General features: G+C 54.3%; 21 protein-coding genes and 1 riboswitch. Of the genes, 10 read left to right on the plus strand and 11 right to left on the minus strand.

The genetic code is table 11. The features are described from left to right. Position 1: 1 nt before the first annotated feature. The 10 genes from ribH to sdhC all read right to left on the minus strand — a co-directional run bounded on the left by ribH (position 2) and on the right by sdhC (position 8,777). Positions 2-457, minus strand: a complete 456-nt coding sequence (gene ribH / locus FFA38_RS01155; protein WP_138315224.1) for a 6,7-dimethyl-8-ribityllumazine synthase — start codon at positions 455-457, stop codon at positions 2-4. Then, positions 454-1,689 carry a GTP cyclohydrolase II gene (gene ribA / locus FFA38_RS01160; protein WP_138315226.1) on the minus strand — a complete coding sequence of 412 codons (1,236 nt, stop codon included), beginning with the start codon at positions 1,687-1,689 and terminating at the stop codon, positions 454-456. Before ribA ends, ribH begins: the two co-directional genes overlap by 4 nt. Next, complete coding sequence (locus FFA38_RS01165; protein ID WP_138315227.1) at positions 1,689-2,285, minus strand: riboflavin synthase; 597 nt, start codon at positions 2,283-2,285, stop codon at positions 1,689-1,691. The genes ribA and FFA38_RS01165 overlap by 1 nt, the downstream gene beginning before the upstream one ends. Further along, positions 2,285-3,310: a bifunctional diaminohydroxyphosphoribosylaminopyrimidine deaminase/5-amino-6-(5-phosphoribosylamino)uracil reductase RibD gene (ribD, locus tag FFA38_RS01170; RefSeq protein WP_246777920.1), complete on the minus strand. Its 1,026-nt coding sequence runs from the start codon at positions 3,308-3,310 to the stop codon at positions 2,285-2,287. The genes FFA38_RS01165 and ribD overlap by 1 nt, the downstream gene beginning before the upstream one ends. Positions 3,311-3,392: 82 nt before the next feature. After that, a riboswitch (FMN riboswitch) is annotated at positions 3,393-3,519 on the minus strand. 15 nt (positions 3,520-3,534) lie between these two features. Beyond that, a complete protein-coding gene (gene trpS / locus FFA38_RS01175) occupies positions 3,535-4,539 on the minus strand; it encodes a tryptophan--tRNA ligase (RefSeq protein WP_138315229.1) in 1,005 nt (334 codons plus the stop codon). A gap of 42 nt (positions 4,540-4,581) precedes the next feature. After that, the gene (locus tag FFA38_RS01180; protein WP_138315231.1) at positions 4,582-5,397 is read right to left on the minus strand and encodes an exodeoxyribonuclease III; all 816 of its coding nucleotides are present in this window, start codon (positions 5,395-5,397) and stop codon (positions 4,582-4,584) included. Between the two features lie 3 nt (positions 5,398-5,400). Continuing rightward, the gene (locus FFA38_RS01185) at positions 5,401-6,159 is read right to left on the minus strand and encodes a succinate dehydrogenase iron-sulfur subunit (RefSeq protein WP_138274997.1); all 759 of its coding nucleotides are present in this window, start codon (positions 6,157-6,159) and stop codon (positions 5,401-5,403) included. Beyond that, positions 6,159-7,868: a succinate dehydrogenase flavoprotein subunit gene (sdhA, locus tag FFA38_RS01190; protein ID WP_216641480.1), complete on the minus strand. Its 1,710-nt coding sequence runs from the start codon at positions 7,866-7,868 to the stop codon at positions 6,159-6,161. Before sdhA ends, FFA38_RS01185 begins: the two co-directional genes overlap by 1 nt. A 91-nt stretch (positions 7,869-7,959) precedes the next feature. After that, on the minus strand, positions 7,960-8,400 hold the full coding sequence (locus tag FFA38_RS01195; protein ID WP_138274999.1) for a succinate dehydrogenase hydrophobic membrane anchor subunit: 441 nt from the start codon (positions 8,398-8,400) through the stop codon (positions 7,960-7,962). An 11-nt stretch (positions 8,401-8,411) separates the two neighbouring features. Then, positions 8,412-8,777, minus strand: coding sequence for a succinate dehydrogenase, cytochrome b556 subunit (gene sdhC, locus FFA38_RS01200; protein ID WP_138275000.1), 366 nt, complete (start codon positions 8,775-8,777; stop codon positions 8,412-8,414). A 120-nt stretch (positions 8,778-8,897) separates the two neighbouring features. Between sdhC and FFA38_RS01205 the strand changes: the two genes are divergently transcribed. The 10 genes from FFA38_RS01205 (at position 8,898) to FFA38_RS01250 (ending at position 18,862) form a co-directional block, all read left to right on the plus strand. Continuing rightward, positions 8,898-10,016 carry a mannose-1-phosphate guanylyltransferase gene (locus FFA38_RS01205; protein WP_138315233.1) on the plus strand — a complete coding sequence of 373 codons (1,119 nt, stop codon included), beginning with the start codon at positions 8,898-8,900 and terminating at the stop codon, positions 10,014-10,016. Between the two features lie 166 nt (positions 10,017-10,182). After that, positions 10,183-11,262 carry a BMP family lipoprotein gene (locus FFA38_RS01210; RefSeq protein ID WP_138275002.1) on the plus strand — a complete coding sequence of 360 codons (1,080 nt, stop codon included), beginning with the start codon at positions 10,183-10,185 and terminating at the stop codon, positions 11,260-11,262. A 141-nt stretch (positions 11,263-11,403) separates the two neighbouring features. Beyond that, positions 11,404-12,903, plus strand: coding sequence for an ABC transporter ATP-binding protein (locus FFA38_RS01215; RefSeq protein ID WP_138315979.1), 1,500 nt, complete (start codon positions 11,404-11,406; stop codon positions 12,901-12,903). After that, positions 12,900-14,075 carry an ABC transporter permease gene (locus FFA38_RS01220; RefSeq protein WP_138275004.1) on the plus strand — a complete coding sequence of 392 codons (1,176 nt, stop codon included), beginning with the start codon at positions 12,900-12,902 and terminating at the stop codon, positions 14,073-14,075. The genes FFA38_RS01215 and FFA38_RS01220 overlap by 4 nt, the downstream gene beginning before the upstream one ends. Continuing rightward, entirely contained in the window at positions 14,075-15,301 is a 1,227-nt protein-coding gene (locus FFA38_RS01225) for an ABC transporter permease (RefSeq protein ID WP_138315235.1), read from the plus strand. Before FFA38_RS01220 ends, FFA38_RS01225 begins: the two co-directional genes overlap by 1 nt. Positions 15,302-15,309: 8 nt before the next feature. Beyond that, positions 15,310-15,723 (plus strand): cytidine deaminase, encoded by a 414-nt coding sequence (locus tag FFA38_RS01230; RefSeq protein WP_138275006.1) that lies wholly within the window; start codon positions 15,310-15,312, stop codon positions 15,721-15,723. Then, positions 15,723-17,003 carry a thymidine phosphorylase gene (locus FFA38_RS01235; protein WP_138315237.1) on the plus strand — a complete coding sequence of 427 codons (1,281 nt, stop codon included), beginning with the start codon at positions 15,723-15,725 and terminating at the stop codon, positions 17,001-17,003. The genes FFA38_RS01230 and FFA38_RS01235 overlap by 1 nt, the downstream gene beginning before the upstream one ends. A gap of 20 nt (positions 17,004-17,023) precedes the next feature. After that, positions 17,024-18,121 (plus strand): adenosine deaminase, encoded by a 1,098-nt coding sequence (locus FFA38_RS01240; RefSeq protein ID WP_138315239.1) that lies wholly within the window; start codon positions 17,024-17,026, stop codon positions 18,119-18,121. A gap of 2 nt (positions 18,122-18,123) precedes the next feature. Next, a complete protein-coding gene (locus FFA38_RS01245) occupies positions 18,124-18,570 on the plus strand; it encodes a PTS sugar transporter subunit IIA (RefSeq protein WP_138275009.1) in 447 nt (148 codons plus the stop codon). 22 nt (positions 18,571-18,592) lie between these two features. After that, entirely contained in the window at positions 18,593-18,862 is a 270-nt protein-coding gene (locus FFA38_RS01250; protein ID WP_138275010.1) for a PTS sugar transporter subunit IIB, read from the plus strand. Here the strand turns inward: FFA38_RS01250 and FFA38_RS01255 are convergent. Continuing rightward, positions 18,859-20,499: a phospho-sugar mutase gene (locus FFA38_RS01255; protein WP_138315241.1), complete on the minus strand. Its 1,641-nt coding sequence runs from the start codon at positions 20,497-20,499 to the stop codon at positions 18,859-18,861. The two genes, FFA38_RS01250 and FFA38_RS01255, sit on opposite strands and share 4 nt — an antisense overlap.

Genomic DNA, 20,499 nt, shown 5'->3' on the forward strand with positions numbered 1-20,499 from the left:
TTTAGAGTCTAGCCATCAGCACAGCGGCTTCAACCGCTTCGGCACCCTTGTCTTCTTTCGAGTTTGGTAGACCGGCACGGTCAAGAGCTTGCTGCTCGTTGTCAACGGTTAGCAAACCAAAGCCAACCGGAACACCGCTGTCTAACTGAACGCGGTTTAGGCCATCAGTAGCAGCTCTGCAAACGTAATCAAAGTGAGGGGTCTCACCCTGAATTACAACGCCCAGTGCAATTACTGCATCTGCACCGGCATCGATGGCTTTTTGAGCACCGAGAGGCAACTCAAAAGCGCCAGGTACACGCCAAATTTCGTAGGTGTCGTTGCCGGCAGCCTTAAGTGCACGCTCAGCACCGGCCAGAAGACCGCCTGTGATTTCGGTGTGCCAGCTGGTTACGACAATCGCAATCTGCAACCCTGATGCATCGATGCTTAGTTTTGGGGCTCCCGCTCCACTCATGCTTTTACCTCCGGAATTAGGTGACCCATGCGGGCACGTTTGGTTTCTAAATACTGTTCGTTCTGAGTTGCTTGGCCAACGATAACCGGCACAAAAGAGTTCACCGGAATCCCGGCCTCTTCAAGGTAACCGCTCTTGGCCGGGTTGTTGGTCATCAATCGCACGCTGGTCACACCCAGGTCGCGCAAAATTGCCACGGCAGCGCCGTACTCGCGGTTCTCGCTAGGTAGGCCCAGGGCAAGGTTTGCGTCAACGGTGTCAAGGCCGGTGTCCTGAAGCGCGTACGCCTTTAGCTTGTTCAACAGGCCAATACCGCGACCCTCTTGGCCGCGCAGGTAGATGACAATGCCACCGGCAGGGTCGTGAGCAATTTCATCAAGTGCAAAATCAAGCTGCGGTCCGCATTCACACTTGAGAGATCCGAAAGCCTCACCGGTAATGCACTCACTGTGCATACGAACCAAAACATCGTCACCGGTTGGGTTGCCGGCGATGATGGCAACGTGGTCGGCAGTGGTCTTGATGTCGTAGTAACCGCGAACCTTGAATTCACCGTGGGTGGTCGGAAGCTTGGCTTCGGCCTCTAGGCGAATACGGTTGTTTGGGCGTTCGGCGTTAAATTCCAGCAGGTCCTTACGGTACTCAACCAGCTGATTAACTGTGATTACCTCAAGGCCCTCGCGCTCGCCAATCTCAAGTAGTTTGTCGAAGCGGGTCATGCTGCCGTCAGTCTCGACCATTTCAGCAATCAAGCCAACCGGGTTCAGGCCAGCAAGCTTCAATAGGTCAACGGTGGCCTCAGTGTGACCCGGGCGAGCCAAAACGCCTTCGTGGTGTGCGCGAAGTGGAATCACGTGACCTGGGCGAATCAAATCACTCGGTGCAGCATTGATTGCACCCAACACCTGTAGGGTCTTCGCGCGGTCAGCGGCACTGATGCCAGTGGTCACGCCTTCGGCAGCATCAACCGAGATGGTGTACTGGGTGCGGTGGCGGTCCTGGTTGGTCGTGGTCATTAGCGGCAATTCCAAGCGGTTGGCAATCTGCTCGGTCATCGGTGCGCATAGGTAGCCAGATGTGTGGTTCACGAACCAAGCAACCCACTCGGCTGTGGCAAACTCAGCAGCCATTACGGCATCGCCTTCGTTTTCGCGGTTCTCATCGTCGGCTACCAAGATTGGCTTGCCGGCGCGAAGAGCGTCTAGTGCTGCTTCGATAGTTGAAATAGGCATTAGATGTTCCTCGCTTCAAGAAGGCGTTCGATGTGTTTTGCCATCACATCGGCCTCGACGTTTACTTTGTCACCCGGTTTTTTGCTGCCCAGGGTGGTTAGGGCCAAGGTCTCAGGAATCAGGCTCAGCCCAATCCAGTTATTGCCAACCTCGTTTACGGTTAGCGAAACTCCATCGATGGTGATCGAGCCCTTGAGCACTACGTACTTCATCAACTGCTCTGGAATCGAAACGCGAACCCACTCCCAGTTTTCTGATGCCTGACGAGAAATAATTTCGCCGACGCCATCTACGTGACCCTGAACCACGTGGCCCCCAAATCGGGTGGCTGCAGTCATTGCGCGCTCAAGGTTTACTGGGTCGCCCACTTTGATGCCGTTCAGGCTGGTTAGGCGCAGGGTCTCTTGCATGACATCGGCGGTGAAGGTTTCAGAATCAAACTCAACTGCGGTCAGGCAGGTGCCGCTGACTGCGATGGAGTCTCCGCGCTTGACGTCTGAGACTACAGTCGGACCCTCGATGGTAAGTCGCAGTGCATCCTCAAGAACCTCGATGGAGCGAACTTTTCCAAGCTCTTCAACAATTCCGGTAAACATTAGTTTCCCTTCGGTACAGATCGGATAAAGAGGTCTTGACCAAGTGGTTTTACCTCAACAAATGAAAGTTCTTTAGCTTCAGCCATGGTGCCAACGGCAATTTCAGAAACCGACGTTCTTGGTCCGCCAATAAGCATTGGGGCCAGGTAGGTGATGAATTCATCGACCAGGTTCAGCTTGATAAAGGCGCTGGCCACCTTTGGTCCGCCCTCAACCATCAGGTGCTTTACGCCTCGGGCTTTTAGCTCGGCCAAAATTCCGTGAATCGAGTGGGTTCGGTACTGCACAGTCGGGGCATCATCGTTGAAAATTCGGTAGTCGGTGCCCAAGTCGGTCTCGCCAAGCACCACACGAAGAGGCTGGTGCTCGTAAAGTGAGCCATCTGGCTTGCGGGCGGTTAGCTCTGGGTTGTCTTTGATGACTGTTGAGGTGCCCACCAAAATTGCATCTAGTTCAGAACGGCGGCGGTGAGCATCGATTCGTGATTCCGAACCACTAATCCATTTACTGGTGCCGTCGGCGGCTGCACTGCGGCCATCAAGGCTGCTGGCCCACTTTAGAGTCACGTATGGGCGGCCAAGTTTTGCTGAGGTTAGCCAAACCCGGTTTTGGTCGTCAGCCTGGTTTTTCAGCACCCCGGCGATAACCTCAACACCGGCATTTCTCAAAGTCTCGGCACCTCCGCCAGAGGCATCGCCCGGGTCGCTAGACGCGTAAATTACGCGGGCAATACCTGCTTCGATAAGAGCCTGGGCGCATGGGCCAGTTACACCGGTGTGGTTGCATGGCTCAAGGGTTACCACTGCGGTTAGCCCTGCGGCAGATTGCCCGTTTTGAATCAAATTTTTGAGAGCGGCAACTTCAGCGTGGTCTGTGCCAGAGCCCTGATGCCAACCCTCGGCCACAATTTCACCGGCGGCGTTCAAGATCACGGCACCCACCTGCGGGTTTACGCCAAAGGCTGGTCCGAGTAGCGCAAGTTCAAGCGCGCGAGTCATCGCTGCTTCGTAATTTGCGTTGGTCATCCGCTGTTTCCGTTCTGAGTGAACGTACTGCGGGGTAGGAAAAGTAGGCCGAGGCCTGTGCCAAAAAACGGCGCGACCTAAGCCTGTTCTTCTCCCATCCGGACTTTAACCGTCGGCATCTGAATTTCACAGATTCAACCGACCACCGAAGTGGGCGGGTCGCGGGCTGTAACCGCCGGCTCAGATTTTCACTGACCCCGAAGAACGTGTGTTGCTAAATAAGGCTAACGCCCTGCAGGAATAAACCCAATTCGGTCATAAACAATTCCCAAGGTCTTCTCAGCAAGTTCATTTGCTTTGGCTGCACCCTGTACCAAAAGGCGGTCCAGCTCGGCAGGATCGGTCAAAAGCTCATTTGCGCGAGTGCGAATAGGTTCTACCGCACCCAGGACAACCTCGGCGACCTCTCCCTTTAGGTCTCCGTAACCCTTGCCATCAAAGTGGGCAACGAGAGAGTCGATGCTCTGGCCTGAAATTGCCGAGTGAATGCCCAATAGGTTCGAGACACCTGGTTTGGTCACACGATCAAAGCGCACGACTCCATCGTTGTCAGTAACTGCGCTCTTGATTTTCTTCAGAATCACGTTCGACTCATCCATGATGTTGACTAGGCCCTTTGGGTCACCAGACTTCGACATCTTGGCCTCAGGGTTTTGCAAGTCGTAAATTTTTGCAGTGTCTTTGAGAATTACCGCTTCTGGAATCACAAAGGTTTCGCCGAATCTTGAATTGAATCGGTTTGCTAGATCACGCGTCAACTCAAGGTGCTGACGCTGGTCCTCGCCAACCGGCACTGCCTTTGGCTGATACAGCAGGATGTCGGCTGCCTGCAGGACCGGATAGGTAAACAGGCCTACCGATGCTGAATCGGCACCGTTCTTTTGTGACTTGTCTTTGAACTGAGTCATGCGGCCGGCCTCACCAAAACCGGTAAGAGTCATGAGCACCCAGGCCAACTGAGCGTGGGCCGGAACATGTGACTGAACAAACAGCGCCGACTTATTTTCATCGATGCCTGCGGCTAGGTACTGTGCCGCTGTGACACGAGTGTTCTGGCGCAACTGGGCAGGGTCCTGCGGAACCGTGATGGCGTGCAGGTCAACCACGCAGTAAAAAGCGTTGTAGTCATCCTGCATCTTGGTCCAGTTGACCAAAGCACCCAGATAATTTCCGAGGTGAAGAGATCCAGCCGAAGGCTGCATTCCAGAAAGCAGGTTTGGTTTAGTCATAGGGACAAGTTTAGACGAGCGCCCACAGCGCTTAGGGAGGGCCTAAATGGCGTAGTCAACAACCACAGGGGAGTGGTCGGTCCAGCGAGTGTCATAAGAGGCGGCTCGGTGCACCAGGTAGTTGCTGGCCCCCGCCGCTAGGGCCGGGGTTGCCAGGTGGTAGTCAATTCTCCAGCCGGCATCGGTGTCGAACGCCTGTCCGCGGTATGACCACCAGGTGTATGGGCCAGCCACATCTGGGTGAGCGGCACGGCCAACATCAACCCAGCCCTGCTCGCCCATCATGGTGTCAAAGTAGGCACGCTCCGCCGGCAAAAAGCCTGCGTTTTTGAGGTTGCCTTTCCAGTTCTTGATGTCCAGCTCGGTGTGGCCAACGTTCAGGTCGCCAACCACAACTGCCTTGGCGCCCGAGGTGATTAAGTCGTTCATTCGGCTGGTCATGGCCTCAAGAAACTTGTACTTTTCAACCTGCTTTGGGGTGTCAACCTCGCCCGAGTGCACATAGGTGCTGATTACGGTAACCGGGGTGCCATCGATGTCAAAGTCTGCTTCAAGCCAGCGGCCGGCTGAATCAAAGTCATCTGGGCCCAACTCGGTGCGGTGGGCAATCGGTGCAATTTTGCTCACAATGGCAACGCCGGCGCGGCCCTTTGCGCTCGCCGCATCGTGCAAAAAGTGCCAGCTGCCGTTTGCCGGCGGGTTAGCTTCAAATAGCTCGACCAGGTCTTTAGTCTCGGCGCGCACCTCTTGAAGTGCAATTACATCGATGTCTTGGTTGGCAACCAACCAGTCTGCCATGCCCTTCTTGAAGGCAGCACGAACACCGTTGACGTTTACCGTCGCAACTTTTAGTGACACAGATTACGGCTTGCCGCGAAGAATAGCCTGCTTGACCTCAGCGATAGCCTTGGTCACCTCGATGCCGCGAGGGCAAGCCTCGGTGCAGTTGAAGGTGGTGCGGCAGCGCCAAACGCCCTCTTTGTCGTTCAAGATGTCGATGCGGACATCGGCAGCCTCGTCACGCGAGTCAAAGATAAAGCGGTGTGCGTTCACAATCGCAGCTGGGCCAAAGTACTGGCCATCGGTCCAGAAGACTGGGCAAGAGGTGGTGCAGGCAGCACAAAGAATGCACTTGGTGGTGTCTTCAAACTTTGAGTGCTCAGCAGCGCTCTGTAGACGTTCCTTTTCAGGGTTGTCGCTGGCAATCAAGAAAGGCTTGATGTCGCGGTATGCCTGGTAGAACGGGTTCATGTCTACAACAAGGTCTTTTTCGACCTCAAGGCCCTTGATTGGCTCAACGTAAATAGGCTGAGTGATGTCAAGGTCCTTAATCAGGGTCTTGCAGGCAAGGCGGTTACGGCCGTTGATGCGCATTGCATCAGAACCACAAACACCGTGGGCACATGAGCGGCGGAAGGTTAGCGAACCATCCATTTCCCACTTGATCTTGTGCAGAGCGTCAAGCACGCGGTCGGTGCCGTGAACCTGAACGTCAAAGTCCTGCCAGCGCGCTTCTTGACCGTCTTCAGGGTTGTAGCGGCGAACAAATAGGGTTACCTGAAAAGACGGAACAGCGCCCATCTCTTCGAAAGCGGTTGGGGTGTTAGCTGCCTCAGTCATTAGTACTTACGCTCCATTGGCTGGTAGTTAGTAATCGTGACTGGTTTCCAGTCGATCTTGATGTTGTCGCCCGGCTTCTTAGCTGGCTTGTCGGTCAAGTAGGCCATTGAGTGAACCATGAACTTCTTGTCGTCGCGAGTCTCGTAGTCTTCACGGAAGTGACCGCCACGGCTTTCACGACGTTCACGTGAGGTGAATGCCAAAACCTCGGCAAGGTCAAGCAAGAATCCAAGCTCAATAGCTTCAAGCAGGTCAGTGTTAAAGCGCTGACCCTTGTCTTGAACTGCGATGTTCTCGTAGCGCACGCGAAGCTCGGCGATCTTGTCGAGTGCCTCGTTTAGAGACTCCTCGGTGCGATACACCTGAGCGTTCTTGTCCATGGTGTCCTGCAGCTCCTTGCGGAGCACAGCAACCTTTTCGGTGCCCTTTGAGTTGCGAACCTTCTCGATCATCGCGATGACCTCGTCGGCAGCATTGGCAGGAACATCGACGTGCTTTGCAGTCTTGGCGTATTCAACCGCTGCGATACCGGCGCGCTTACCGAAGACGTTGATGTCTAGGAGCGAGTTGGTGCCCAGGCGGTTTGCGCCGTGAACTGAAACACAGGCACATTCACCGGCGGCGTAAAGACCAGGTACAACGGTCTTGTTGTCGCGAAGAACCTCTGCCTGAACGTTGGTTGGGATTCCACCCATTGCGTAGTGAGCAGTTGGGAATACTGGAACCGGCTCGGTGTAAGGCTCAACACCCAAGTAGGTGCGGGCAAACTCGGTGATGTCCGGCAGCTTCTCATCGATAACAGCTGGCGGCAAGTGGGTTAGGTCTAGAAGTACGTAGTCCTTGTTTGGTCCGGCACCACGACCCTCGCGAACCTCGTTGGCCATTGCGCGAGCAACCATGTCTCGTGGAGCTAGGTCCTTGATGGTTGGTGCGTAACGCTCCATGAAGCGCTCGCCAGATGAGTTGCGAAGGATGCCACCCTCACCTCGGGCTGCTTCAGAAAGCAAGATGCCCAGTCCGGCAAGACCGGTCGGGTGGAACTGGTAGAACTCCATGTCCTCAAGCGGCAGACCCTTGCGGTAGATGATGCCCACTCCATCACCGGTCAGGGTGTGAGCGTTTGAAGTGGTCTTGAAGATCTTGCCAAAGCCACCGGTTGCAAAAATGATGCTCTTGCCCTGGAATACGTGAATCTCGCCGGTGGCAAGTTCGTAAGCCACAACAGCTGATGGGCGCTCTTCGCCGTCAACCTTATTCATCACTAGGTCCAGAACATAGAACTCGTTATAGAACTCAATGCCCAGCTTGACGCAGTTCTGGTACAGGGTCTGAAGAATCATGTGACCGGTGCGGTCGGCTGCGTAGCATGAGCGGCGGACCGGAGCCTTACCGTGGTCGCGTGTGTGGCCACCGAAGCGGCGCTGGTCAATCTTGCCGTCTGGGGTGCGGTTGAAAGGTAGACCCATGTTCTCTAGGTCGATAACTGCCTGAACTGACTCTTTGGCCAAAATCTCAGCAGCGTCTTGGTCAACCAGGTAGTCGCCACCCTTGACGGTGTCAAAGGTGTGCCATTCCCAGCTGTCCTCTTCAACGTTGGCTAGAGCTGCTGCCATGCCACCCTGAGCTGCACCGGTGTGCGAGCGGGTCGGGAACAGCTTTGAGATAACCGCAGTCTTGGCGTGTGGTCCAGCCTCGATGGCTGCGCGCATGCCAGCGCCACCGGCGCCAACAATCACAACGTCGTACTGGTAGTGGTGAACCTTTGGAGTTGCGCTAGACAATTTATAGATTCCTTTTGGGCTACTTTGCCGAACAGAAAGATGGAAGAAGCTCTGCAGCGGCACCTGCAGGGCATGGGTCGAAGGTGAAGACCACCAGAGTGCCCAGAACTACAAGAACTGCACAAACTGCCCATAGAGAGGTAACCAAAACCTTGCGAGTTGATTCCTTCGAGGTGTAGTCATTCACGATCGTGCGCATACCGTTGGTGCCGTGAATCATCGCCAGCCACAGCATGGCTAGGTCCCAAACCTTCCAGAATGGGTCAGACCACTTACCGCCGACAAATGCAAAGTCAATGGCCTTGATGCCTTCACCCAAAAACAGGTTGGTGAATAGGTGGCCGAAAATCAGGATGACCAGAAGCACGCCTGATGCACGCATGTAAAGCCATCCGTACTTCTCAAGGTTGGCCTGGTTGCGGTTACGAGGTGCGCGTGGTTGTTCGATTACTACAGACATTTCGCTACTCCTTAACCGAATACGTGAGATAGGTGACGAGGGGCAAAACCGATGAAGGTCAGAGCAGCTAGGGCAACAACCACCCAGAACATCACGTTCTGGTACTTGACACCCTTGCGCCAGAAGTCAATCAAGATGACTCGCACACCGTTGAGGGCGTGGAACAGAATTGCGGCCACTAGCCCTAGCTCGGCAACACCGATTAGTGGGGTCTTGTAGGTGGCGATAACCGCGTTGTAAGCCTCTGGGCTCAATCGCACGAGTGCGGTGTCAAGAATGTGAACGAGCAAGAAAAAGAAGATTGCAACTCCGGTGATGCGGTGCAGCACCCAAGACCACATTCCAACTTTTCCCCGATACAAAGTACCTGCTGGCATTGACGGCACGAAAATCCTCCTGGATTGGCGTTTTTCTGAAAAGAAAATTCGACTTAAGTCTACGCCCATTGACAGCCCGCCCTCGCCGATTAACGCCCAGTCGACTAGGGTTTCATAGTTATGGGCACTCAGAAAGATCCAATCGACAGATTCTTTAGCATTATTCCCGCCGGCGGAATCGGAAGCCGACTCTGGCCCCTCTCTCGGGCATCTGCACCAAAGTTTTTGCATGACCTAACCGGGTCAGGTCAAACGCTGCTGCAGGACACCTGGGATCGACTCACGCCAATTGCTGGACGCGACCGCATCCTGGTAGTTACCGGCAAGGTTCACAAATCTGCTGTGCTTGAGCAAATCGAAGATTTGTCTACCGAGAACCTGGTCCTCGAGCTTTCACCTAAAGACTCAACAGCAGCGATTGCGCTCGCGGCAGCTATTTTGATGAAGCGTGAGCCAGACGTAATTATTGGATCGTTTGCTGCCGACCACGTCATCAACGAAGACGAGCTTTTTCGAGCCACCGTTCGCGAGGCGGTTGAAGTTGCCGCTACCGGCAAGATTGTGACTATCGGTATCGAGCCAACCGAGCCATCGGTGGGTTTTGGATACATCAAGTCCGGTGAGTCATTGAACCTGACTTCGGCACCGAATGCTCGAAACGTTGTCAAGTTTGTTGAGAAGCCAAACATTGCCAAGGCTCGCAAATACGTAGAGTCTGGCGAGTACCTGTGGAATGCCGGCATGTTTATTGCCCCTGCATCGGTACTGCTCGAACAGTTGCAACAGACCGAGCCCGAACTCCATGCTTCGATCATGGGGCTTGCTGAAGTCTGGGACACCGATGACCGCAAGGCCTCACTCGAAAAGATCTGGCCAAAGCTTAAGAAGGTTGCAATCGATTATTCGGTTGCGGAGCCTGCAGCTGCAGCCGGTCTGGTTGCCGTTGTTCCGGCCACCTTTACCTGGCACGATGTTGGTGACTTTGCCGCCATTGCCGAACTGCAGTCTCAGGGTCGCCGCGGCAACCTCGCGGTGTTGGGCAATGCCAAGGTCCTAGCTGATTCATCCAGCGGCATCTTGGTTAGTGACACCGATCGTCTGATTGCGCTCATCGGTGTTGAAGACATCATTGTGGTTGACACACCGGATGCCCTTTTGGTTACCACCAAGGAGCACGCTCAGCGAGTCAAGAGTTTGGTTGATGCGCTGAAGGCAACCGGGCACTCAGACGTTCTTTAGTCCCGCTCGGGCTGCTGAAATATTCGGCTAACCGAAGAGTGATTGTTTCAAAATAGTTAAGTTTTCTAAACGAATCACTTTGGCGTATCAATGCCCTCTGAAGGGCAATTAGGCTAGCAACGACGGCTCATGAAAGCCATGTGCCGATATTCCGGGAGGAATTCAAATGAACAACAACATTCTTAAGGGTCTGGCGCTGGCTTCTGTTTCAGCACTAACCCTTGCTGGTTGCGCCGCTGCCCCTGCAGAGCCATCAGCAGAACCAGTTGACTTCAAGGCTTGCATGGTCTCAGACCAGGGTGGTTTTGACGACGGTTCATTCAACGAAGAGGCATACAACGGCCTAAAGAAGGCAATTGCTGTTCTTGGCGTTCAGTCAGCTGAGGCTCAGTCACAGTCAGACGCAGACTTCCAGCCAAACGTTGACGCAATGGTCTCAGAGGGTTGCAACATCATCGTTCCTGTTGGTTTTGCTCTAGGCGCTGCAACTGACGTTGCTTCAGCTGCAAACCCAGACGTAATGTTCGCTCCAGTTGACACCGCACTTAGCAACGCTGACTTCAGCCCTAAGTACGTTGACAACGTAAAGCCACTTTTGTTTGACACTGCAGAAGCTGCATTCCTTGCAGGTTACGTTGCAGCTGCAACCACTCAGACCGGCAAGGTAGCTACCTTCGGTGGTATGGCGTTCCCATCTGTAACCATCTTCATGGATGGCTTCAAGCAGGGTGTTGCCTACTACAACGAGGCAAAGGGCACCTCAGTTGAGGTTCTTGGAGCCGAGGGTGACGACCAGTCAAAGTGGGCCATGACCGGTGACTTCGCTGACGTTTCAAAGGGTAAGACCACTTCTGAGAACTTCATCAAGCAGGGTGCAGACATCATCCTTCCTGTTGCAGGTCCAGTAGGTCTTGGTGCAGGTCAGGCAGCTCTTGAGGCTGAAGGCGTTTACGTTATCGGTGTTGACACCGACTGGTACCTAGCTCCTAAGTTCGACGAGTTCAAGTCACTGATCTTGACCTCTATCCAGAAGAACATGAGCGTTGCTGTATTCGAGACCATCGAAGCTGCTCTAAACGACACCTTCACCGGTGGCGAGGACATCTACGTTGGTACCTTGGCAAACAAGGGTGTTGGCATCGCTGCTGCACACGATGTTGCTTGGGCTGCTGGTCTAGCTGATGAAGTTGCCGCTCTTGAGGCTGCAATCATCGCTGGCGATGTAGATGTTGTTTCTTCTTACTAATAAGTAAGTAGCAAAATCTAACGAAAGTTGGGGGTCGAGTATTCGGCCCCCAACTTTTTTAGCCGGTTATTGGGCGAGAAATGCCCAATTAGACTGAAAATCTGACGTGGATAACACGAAGAACTGAAACGGGAAATGGCAATGAAGCTGGAACTCCGAGGCATTACCAAACGCTTTGGCACCATGACTGCTAATGACAATGTGAACCTGGTTGCTGAACCAGGGCAAATTCACTGTCTACTTGGCGAAAACGGTGCCGGTAAATCAACCCTGATGAACGTCCTTTACGGTTTGTACCAAGCCGATGGCGGAGACATCTTGATCGACGACAAGGTCGTCAAATTTTCTGGTCCGGGTGACGCGATGGCAGCCGGAATTGGAATGGTGCACCAGCACTTCATGCTGATCCCAGTCTTCACCGTCGCCGAAAATGTGATTCTCGGTCACGAGCCAACCAAGTTTGGTGGCTTGCTAGACCTCGAGGCAGCGCGCAAGCAGGTGCGCGAAATTTCAGAACGCTTTGGCTTTGAAGTAGACCCAGATGCCATCGTCGGAGACCTTCCGGTCGGTGTTCAGCAGCGTGTAGAAATCATCAAGGCCCTAATGGGTGACGCTCAGGTTTTGGTTTTTGATGAGCCAACAGCGGTGCTCACGCCTCAAGAGACCGATGAGTTGATGGCCATCATGAAGCAGCTGCGCGCCGAAGGCAAGGCAATCGTTTTCATCACTCACAAACTTCGTGAAGTAAAAGAAGTTGCCGACAAAATCACTGTAATTCGTCTAGGCAAGGTCGTTGGTGAGGCAGACCCAAAGGCCTCGGCCAACGAGTTAGCCTCGATGATGGTGGGTCGTGCGGTTGACCTAGATGTCGATAAGGGTGAACCAAAGCTAGGCAAGACCACATTCAAAATCACTGGCCTTTCTACTTGGAATCATGCCGGAACCAAGGTTCTTGACGACGTGAACCTAGAAATCCGCGAGGGTGAAATCTTGGTAATTGCCGGCGTTCAAGGCAATGGTCAGACCGAGCTAACCGAGGCAATCATCGGTATGCACGGCCGCACCACCGGCTCGATTGAGCTAGATGGCAACCAGCTGATTGGCAAAAACGTCAAGCAGGTTCTCGACCTAGGCGTTGGATTTGTTCCTGAGGACCGCACTGAAGACGGTCTCGTCGCCGACTTCACGATTGCCGAAAACCTGATGCTTGATCGCAGCGATCGCAAGCCATTTGCCAAGGGCATTAGCCTTCAGCTCAACTTCCTGAAGCAGTTCGCCGAAGAAAAGCTGAAGCAGTTCGACATTCGCGCGCAGAGCATCAACTCAAAGGCCTCAGAACTTTCGGGTGGAAACCAGCAGAAGGTGGTTTTGGCCCGCGAACTCGCACGTGAGCTCCGTTTGCTCGTGGCATCGCAGCCGACTCGTGGTCTGGACGTTGGTTCGATTGAGTTTGTCCACGAGCAAATCGTGGCAACTCGCGACAGCGGAATTCCGGTGCTAATTGTGGCAACCGAGCTCGATGAGGCAACCCAGCTGGGTGACCGCATCGCAGTTATGTACCGCGGCAAGGTGGTGGGCGTTGTGCCAGCCACCACGCCGCGTTCAGTTTTGGGTCAGATGATGGCAGGTATCAGCGCATGAACAAAGTTGTGAAGCAAATCTTCAACCCAAGTGCACTGGTAACTGTGCTGGCGGTCTTGGCATCGTTCCTTATCGGTGGCCTTTTGATTGCCTTTGCCAACGAGGACGTCCAGGCGACTTCTGGCTACCTGTTTGCCCGACCAACCGACTTCTTGTCGGCAGTTTGGAACGCAGTATTCGGTGCCTATGATGCGCTGTTCCGCGGATCTATTTTTAACTACAAGGCCATGGACAGCGTGGGCATGATTAAGCCACTGACCGAGACCCTTACCTATGCAACACCGATTACCCTTGCCGGCCTGGGAATGGCCGTGGCATTTAGATCAGGTCTATTCAACATCGGTGGAACCGGCCAGATTATCTTTGGTGCGATGGGTGCTGCTTGGGTTGGTTTTAGCCTCGAGTTGCCAGCCATCATTCACCTTCCAGTTGCTGTTATCGCCGGTATTTTGGCCTCAGCTCTGTTCGGTGGATTTGTTGGTTTCTTGAAGGCTGCCACCGGTGCCAACGAGGTCATCGTGACCATCATGATGAACTACATCGCCAGCCTTTTGCTGTTCTGGATTCTCACCACTCCGCTGTTCCAGGCCCCAAACGCAACCAACCCAATCTCTCCTGAAATCGCGGCCTCGGCTAAGTACTGGAGATTCATGGGAGACGATTACCGCATCAACGCGGCGTTCTTTGTCATGTTGGCCATGGTTGCAACCGTGTGGTGGTTGCTAAACCGCTCTTCAATTGGTTTCCAGTTCCGTGCCTTGGGTCACAACCCGAATGCGGCCAAAACTGCCGGCATCAACATCGGTGTTACCTACGTATTGGTCATGGCAGTCTCGGGTGCGCTGGCCGGACTGGCCGGAACTGCCCAGGTATTGGGTGCTGAGAAGTACCTAACCCCAAGCGTGGCAGCCAGCTTTGGTTTTGACGCCATTACCGTCGCGCTGCTTGGTCGATCAAAACCGCTAGGTGTTTTGGCTGCTGGTGTTCTTTTCGGAGCGCTTCGTGCCGGTGCGGTAATCATGCAGGCAAACCAAAAGGTGCCAATTGACATCGTGCTTATCGTGCAGTCACTGGTGGTCCTCTTTATTGCAGCGCCGCCATTGGTGCGATTTATGTTCCGAGTACCTGACCTAGCCAAAAAGCAGGCAGAAAAGAAGCAGGTGGCTGCATAATGAAGCGCTCAATTAAGACACCGATTGCTTTCTCCATCTTTGTTGTTCTGAGCTTGTGGCTAGCGGCAACAGCTCCGGCCGGAACCACTCTTTTCAGTTTCAACGCCGGCAATGAACTCTTCGAGGTTCCAGACTTCGAAATTCCTGTGGCCGGTGCCGGGTGGCTAATTTTCAGCCTGCTCGGTTTGGCTACTGCTGCTTCGTGGTACTTGGCACTAAAGCGCAAAAAGACCCCGCTGTGGGTCACCGGCCTATTTGCTTTCGCGTTTGTTCAGCAGTTGCTAGTGCTGATTTTCGTGGGTGAAATGTTCCCGGTTACCACCACTCTGCAGGGTTCGTTGGCGCTAGCTGTTCCGCTTATTTTCGGTTCACTTGCCGGTGTGCTCTCTGAGCGCGTTGGTGTCATCAACATCGCGATTGAAGGCCAGCTATTGGCGGGTGCTTTTGCCTCGGCAATGGTCACCTCGATCACCCACAGCCTCACCGCGGGCCTCATCGCAGCTGCGATTGCTGGTTCGCTGATTGCCGGAATCCTTGCCGTCTTTGCAATCAAGTACGTGGTTGACCAAATCATCGTTGGTGTGGTTGTCAACGTCTTGGTAATTGGTTTGACCAGCTTCTTGTACTCAACGGTCATGACTCGCGACCTAGTGGCCCTAAACCAGCCTGAGCGTTTCGACCAGATCGACATCCCGCTACTGTCCCAGATTCCAATTCTTGGACCGCTGCTGTTCTCACAGACCCTAATCGTGTACCTCATGTACATTGCCGTTGCCGTGGTTTACGTGGCGCTGTTCAAGACCCGCTGGGGTCTGCGCGTTCGTGCGGTTGGCGAGTACCCGAAGGCTGCCGACACCGTTGGTATCAAGGTTTACCGCACTCGCTACATGAGCGTAATGCTCGGTGGTGCACTGGCAGGTATCGGTGGCGCGTTCTTTACCCTCGGTGCCGTTGGCTCGTTCAGTAAAGAAATGACTGCGGGTGCCGGTTACATTGCCTTGGCTGCGCTGATTTTTGGCCGCTGGAACCCGATCTATGCAACCCTGGCCGCACTGATGTTTGGTTTTGCACAAAACCTCCAGTCGGTGCTCAGCATCATTGGTTCAGACGTACCTAGCCAGTTCTTGCTGATGCTGCCTTACGCATTGACGGTAGTTGCAGTGGCAGGTTTGGTTGGTAAGGTTACCGGCCCGGCTGCAACCGGCAAAGCCTACATAAAGAGTTAGGGCCCACTGTGTCTGAAATTAACTGGGATGCCCTCCGGGCTGCCGCCAACTCGGCAATGCAAAAGGCCTATGTTCCCTACTCAAAGTTTCCGGTTGGTGCTGCGGCGCTAACTGAAGACGGGCGAGTGGTTTCTGGGTGCAACGTTGAGAACGCTTCATACGGATTAACCCTTTGCGCCGAGTGTTCTTTAGTGAGCGCCTTGGCAATGGGCGCTGCCGAAGGCGAGGGGCCGGCCAAGCTGGTGGCCTTCACCTGTGTCGACGGGCACGGAAACATCCTGATGCCTTGCGGGCGTTGCCGCCAACTGCTTTTTGAACACTCAGCCAAGGGCATGATTCTTGAAACCGTATCTGGTTTTAAAACCATCGACGAGGTAATCCCAGATGCATTTGGGCCTCGCGATCTTGAAGAAAGAAAATAATGTCTGAATTTTCAGCGCCAGAACTAATCGTTGCAAAGCGCGATAAGGGTGAACTCTCGACCGAGCAAATCAACTGGTTGATCGCAAATTACACCACCGGAGTTGTGGCTGACGAGCAGATGTCGGCCATGGCGATGGCCATTTTGCTCAACGGCATGAATCGCCGCGAAATCAAAGACCTTACCCTGGCCATGATTGCCTCGGGGGAGCGTTTGAACTACGCAGACCTCAAAGTGCCAACCTCAGACAAACACTCGACGGGCGGTGTCGGCGACAAAATTACCTTGCCGCTAGCCCCTTTGGTTGCGGTTTTTGGCGTGGCTGTTCCACAGCTATCGGGTCGAGGTCTGGGCCACACGGGTGGAACCCTAGACAAACTGGAGTCCATTCCTGGTTGGCGTGCGCAAATCTCTAATGAAGAATTTCACCGTCAGCTGGCTGAGGTCGGAGCCGTCATCTGTGCAGCGGGTTCTGGCCTGGCCCCTGCTGACCGCAAGCTCTACTCGCTTCGCGATGTGACCGGAACGGTCGAGGCAATCCCACTGATTGCATCGTCAATCATGTCTAAGAAGATTGCCGAGGGCACCGGCTCGCTAGTACTGGATGTCAAAGTTGGTTCGGGTGCCTTCATGAAAGACATCGACCGCGCTCGCGAGCTGGCCACAGTGATGGTTCAGCTTGGTCAGGATGCTGGAGTCAACACCTCGGCTCTGCTCACCGACATGTCGACTCCTTTGGGGCTCGAAATCGGTAATGCCCTCGAAGTTAAGGAATCACTAGAAGTTCTTGCCGGTGGTGGCCCGGCTGATGTGGTTGAAATCACCGTTGAGCTTGCTCGTGAGATGTTGCGTCTGGCCGGCAAGCCAGACATCGATGTTGAAGCAGCGCTAAAAGATGGCCGTGCCATGGACAAGTGGCGCCAGATGATTTCTGCCCAGGGCGGCGACCCAGATGCTGCGCTGCCAGAGGCGAAAGAACACCATGTGATTACCGCACCAGAATCTGGTTACCTAAGCCAGCTAGATGCACTGCAGGTTGGCACTGCCTCTTGGCGCCTCGGCGCCGGGCGCGCCCGCAAAGAAGACGCAGTGCAGTTTGGCGCCGGCATCACGCTTCACGCCCAGCAGGGCCAGCGCGTTGAGGCCGGTGCTCCGCTGATGACTCTTCACACCGATGAACCTGAACGTTTTGAACGTGCGCTCGAAGCGCTAGACGGTTCGTTTAAGATTGAGGCTTCTGCTGCACCACGCAAAATCGTGCTTGAAAAAATCAACGGCTAACGCCAAGAAAGAGAATAAAAATGGCGAAATTCGATATTCAGTCACTGCCGAAGATTTCACTTCACGATCACCTAGATGGCGGTCTGTGCCCACAGAGCATCATTGAAATGGCTGCAGAGATCGGTCTGGAACTTCCGGCAAACACCGCCGAAGAACTGCGTGCGTGGTTCGAGAAGTCAGCTGACTCGGGCTCACTGGTTGAGTACCTAAAGACTTTTGACATCACCACCGCGGTAATGCAGACCCGCGAGCACCTAACCCGTGTGGCCCGTGAGTTTGTGGTTGACCTGGCTAACGATGGTGTGATTTACGGTGAGGTTCGTTGGGCACCTGAGCAGCACCTGACCCGAGGTCTGACCCTGGATGAAGCCGTTGAGGCGGTACAGGATGGCCTCGAAGAAGGCGCTGCAATCATCGAAAAGCAGGGCGGCTACATTCGAACCGGCCAGCTAATCACCGCAATGCGTCACGCAGATCGCGCGCTTGAAATCGCCGAGCTAGCAGTTCGTCACCGTGATGGTGGTGTGGTCGGCTTCGACATCGCCGGAGCTGAAAAGGGATTCTTGCCAAGCAAGCACAAGGCCGCCTTTGACTACCTGGCTGGCGAGCTCTTCCCAGTTACCGTTCACGCGGGTGAGGCAGACGGTGTTGAAAGCATCCGCGACGCAATCGTCAGCGGCCGTGCTTTGCGCCTAGGCCACGGCGTGCGCCTGATTGAAGACATCATGTTCAGCCGCACTGAAGATGACACCGATGTTGTTGAGCTTGGCCCAGTGGCCGAGTGGGTAAACGACCGCGGCATTGCCCTTGAAATTTGCCCTTCATCAAACCTGCAGACCGGTGCCATCAGCATGCTGGGTGACAAAATGAGTGACCACCCGTTTGACGTGTTCTACGACCTTGGTTTTGCCGTGACCGTCAGCACCGATAACCGCCTAATGAGTGGCACCACACTGACTCGCGAACTAGAGCTTTTGGTCGACACCTTTGGCTACGGAATTGAAGACCTAGAGGTATTCATGACCACCGCGGCTGAACACTCATTCCAGCCAATCCACGACCGTGAAGAGCTAATCGAGGTTATCCAAGAGGCTTACGCGGCGGCAGCTGGGCGCTAAACATGCGGTTTCCTAACCTGGCAGCGGCCTTCGGTGAGCATGCTGTTCAGGTTGGGGCCATCGCGTTGGATCGTGACCACGCAATCACGCTGGCCGGCGACCTGCTGGTAGCCAGCGGACGGGTGACCCCACAGTACACGCTTGAAATGGTCGAGGTGGTTGAAACCCACGGACCCTACATCGTTATTGCTCCGGGCATTGCTCTCGCGCACTCCAAGCCATCCGACGCCGTGATCGAAACCGGGTTGAGCCTGGTAGTTCTTGCCGAAGCAATCCCATTTGGAAATGCCGCCAATGATCCGGTGCGATTGGTGATCGGGCTGTGCGCGGTTGACCACGACGGACACCTGGATGTAATGCAGGAGCTGGCAATTGCCCTTTCAGATGCCGAGTATGTGAATTCTCTGTTAAATGCGGTGGATGCCGAACATCTCCGTAGTTTGTTTTAGCACCGTCTGCGACAATTGAAGCATGAAGATTATTGCGGTTTGTGGAATGGGTATCGGCACTTCAGTCTTGCTGAAGATGAACGCCGAGAAGGTTCTGCGCACCATCGGTGTTGAGGCAACGGTTGAGGCCACCGATGTAAAAACTGCTCGCGAATCTCGTGATGCTCAAATTATTTTGACCACCGCAGACTTGGCTGAGTCGCTCAAGGGGTTGCCTTCAGAGGTAATCACAATCGATCACTTCTTTGACCTTGAGGAAATCACCACAAAGCTTTCCGACTCGCTTCTCTAAACGAGCAAAGCCTTCATCGCAGTATTCAAAGCAGCCAATGCGGTTTGCGCTTCGAGCTTGGATGAACCGGTGGCCTGAAGGTAGCACTTGAGTTTTGGTTCGGTGCCCGATGGGCGCACAATCACTCTGCGTCCGTCAGCAAGATCAAATCGCAGACCGTCAGTCGGTCCCAACTCTGGCGAGCCAAGTTTCAAGTCGGTGAATGATGTCGAAACGCCATCGATGTTTTTTGGCGGGTCGTTGCGCAGTTTGCTCATCAGGTTGGCAATCACCGAAAGGTCATCAACTCGGATTGAAATCTGCCCGGTTGCAAAGTGGCCGTAGAGCCTACCCATTTCATCGAGGCGATCTGCAATGGTTTGGCCCTCGTTGGCAAGATCAGCGGCAATCGCTGCAACCATGAGCGCAGCTGAGATTCCGTCTTTATCAGGGGTGCTGGTTGGGTCGATGCAGTAACCCAGGGCCTCTTCGAAACCAAAGATTAGGTTTGGCACTTTTGAGATCCACTTGAAGCCGGTCAGGGTTTCGCGGTAACCCAGCTTGAACTTATCAGCAACCTTAGCGAGGGCGCTGCTTGAAACAATCGAGCAGGCGAGGTTGCCAGAAATTCCAGAATCCACGGCACGCTTGGCTACTTCGTGACCAAGCAACAGACCCAGTTCATCGCCAGTTAGCCTGCGCCATCCTTCGGCTGCGTTGGCATCCGGAATTCCAATTGCCAAACGGTCAGCATCTGGGTCGTTAGCCAAAATCAGGTCAGCTTCAACGCTGCGTGCTAGGGCAAAACTCAGATCCATCGCGCCCGGTTCTTCTGGGTTCGGAAACGCCACGGTAGGAAACAATCCATCGGGTAGCAGCTGTGCGTCGACCGTCGCAGGTCGGGCCAAACCGGCCTTGGCAAATAGCTTCTCAACTACGTGCCAGCCAACGCCGTGCATGGCTGTGTAGACAATCTTCACGTCATTGCCGTTGGCAATCGGCCCAGTAAGGTTTCTGGTTCTGTCGATGTACAGGTCGCGAATCTCATCGCCGATGATTCGGTAGTTGTCAGATTTTGGAATCTCGTCGAAAGTTTGCCCTGCGGCCACGGCGTGAATCTTTAAACTGATTTCTTTGTCTGCCGGAGAGGTTATCTGCGAACCACCATTGGCGCCGCCGAGATAAACCTTGTATCCGTTGTCTCTAGGTGGATTGTGAGACGCAGTCACCATAATCGCGGCCGATGTCCCAAGGTGCTTTCCGGCAAATGCCAAAACTGGGGTGGGTACGACAGAGTCAAAGAGGCTGGTCTCAATGCCGGCCGCGGCAAAAATTTCGGCTGAATCTCGAGCAAAAATATCGCTGTTAATTCGGCCATCAAAACCAATTACCACCGATGCACCCTGCGGAAACTGCTCCAGCACGTAGTCGCGAATACCGGCTGCGGCCTGGGCTACCAAAACTCGGTTCATTCGGTTTGGTCCGGCGCCAAGTTCACCGCGTAGGCCGGCGGTGCCGAACTCCAGGCGAGATCCCATTCGGGACTGCAAAGCATCGATGTTCCGGGCCTGAATCAGCCCAATCAGCTCAGTGCGAGTCTCACTATCAGGGTCTTGGTCGGCCCAAGCCTGCGCCGCGGCAATCAGTTGCTCAGTCAT

Origin of the sequence: Rhodoluna limnophila, from assembly GCF_005845365.1 — a bacterium.
In the GTDB taxonomy this organism is placed as follows: Bacteria; Actinomycetota; Actinomycetes; order Actinomycetales; family Microbacteriaceae; genus Rhodoluna; species Rhodoluna limnophila.

Coding starts and splice junctions, on each gene's coding strand:
- FFA38_RS01210 (WP_138275002.1), top strand. CDS start 10,183: ATGAACAACAACATTCTTAAGGGTCTGGCGCTGGCTTCTGTTTCAGCA.
- FFA38_RS01215 (WP_138315979.1), top strand. CDS start 11,404: ATGAAGCTGGAACTCCGAGGCATTACCAAACGCTTTGGCACCATGACT.
- FFA38_RS01240 (WP_138315239.1), top strand. CDS start 17,024: ATGGCGAAATTCGATATTCAGTCACTGCCGAAGATTTCACTTCACGAT.
- FFA38_RS01195 (WP_138274999.1), bottom strand. CDS start 8,400: ATGTCTGTAGTAATCGAACAACCACGCGCACCTCGTAACCGCAACCAG.
- ribD (WP_246777920.1), bottom strand. CDS start 3,310: ATGACCAACGCAAATTACGAAGCAGCGATGACTCGCGCGCTTGAACTT.
- FFA38_RS01220 (WP_138275004.1), top strand. CDS start 12,900: ATGAACAAAGTTGTGAAGCAAATCTTCAACCCAAGTGCACTGGTAACT.
- trpS (WP_138315229.1), bottom strand. CDS start 4,539: ATGACTAAACCAAACCTGCTTTCTGGAATGCAGCCTTCGGCTGGATCT.
- FFA38_RS01185 (WP_138274997.1), bottom strand. CDS start 6,159: ATGACTGAGGCAGCTAACACCCCAACCGCTTTCGAAGAGATGGGCGCT.
- ribH (WP_138315224.1), bottom strand. CDS start 457: ATGAGTGGAGCGGGAGCCCCAAAACTAAGCATCGATGCATCAGGGTTG.
- FFA38_RS01235 (WP_138315237.1), top strand. CDS start 15,723: ATGTCTGAATTTTCAGCGCCAGAACTAATCGTTGCAAAGCGCGATAAG.
- FFA38_RS01165 (WP_138315227.1), bottom strand. CDS start 2,285: ATGTTTACCGGAATTGTTGAAGAGCTTGGAAAAGTTCGCTCCATCGAG.
- FFA38_RS01225 (WP_138315235.1), top strand. CDS start 14,075: ATGAAGCGCTCAATTAAGACACCGATTGCTTTCTCCATCTTTGTTGTT.
- FFA38_RS01245 (WP_138275009.1), top strand. CDS start 18,124: ATGCGGTTTCCTAACCTGGCAGCGGCCTTCGGTGAGCATGCTGTTCAG.
- ribA (WP_138315226.1), bottom strand. CDS start 1,689: ATGCCTATTTCAACTATCGAAGCAGCACTAGACGCTCTTCGCGCCGGC.
- FFA38_RS01255 (WP_138315241.1), bottom strand. CDS start 20,499: ATGACTGAGCAACTGATTGCCGCGGCGCAGGCTTGGGCCGACCAAGAC.
- sdhA (WP_216641480.1), bottom strand. CDS start 7,868: ATGCGCGCAGCCATCGAGGCTGGACCACACGCCAAGACTGCGGTTATC.
- FFA38_RS01205 (WP_138315233.1), top strand. CDS start 8,898: ATGGGCACTCAGAAAGATCCAATCGACAGATTCTTTAGCATTATTCCC.
- sdhC (WP_138275000.1), bottom strand. CDS start 8,777: ATGCCAGCAGGTACTTTGTATCGGGGAAAAGTTGGAATGTGGTCTTGG.
- FFA38_RS01250 (WP_138275010.1), top strand. CDS start 18,593: ATGAAGATTATTGCGGTTTGTGGAATGGGTATCGGCACTTCAGTCTTG.